The following is a 267-nucleotide window of genomic DNA, read 5'->3' as shown; positions in this document are numbered from 1 at the left end:
AGAGAAACCTATGTCTATCAGTTCAGCTATTAAATCCATTCAAGATATTATGCGTAAAGACGCCGGTGTCGATGGCGACGCACAACGCCTTGGCCAAATGTCGTGGTTACTATTTTTAAAAGTATTTGATGCGCAAGAAGAAGAGCTTGAACTAGAGTTAGACGATTACCGCGAGCCAATCCCAGAGCAATTTTTATGGCGCAATTGGGCGGCCGATAACGAAGGCATGACCGGCGATGAGCTTTTAGAATTTGTAAACGATAAGCT

At 43.8% G+C, this 267-nt stretch carries 1 protein-coding gene; it reads left to right on the top strand.

The genetic code is table 11. The annotated features are described in order from the left end of the window. Positions 1-10: 10 nt before the first annotated feature. Positions 11-267, top strand: a 257-nt coding sequence (locus AAEY68_RS21165) for a type I restriction-modification system subunit M N-terminal domain-containing protein (protein ID WP_350586839.1), incomplete at its 3' end; no start/stop codon positions are given.

The sequence above is a fragment of the Pseudoalteromonas sp. RB2-MNA-CIBAN-0110 genome (assembly GCF_040309305.1).
GTDB lineage: Bacteria > Pseudomonadota > Gammaproteobacteria > Enterobacterales > Alteromonadaceae > Pseudoalteromonas > Pseudoalteromonas arctica.
The sequence above is the reverse complement of the archived record's forward strand: the minus strand, read 5'-3'. Positions and strand labels throughout refer to the sequence as shown.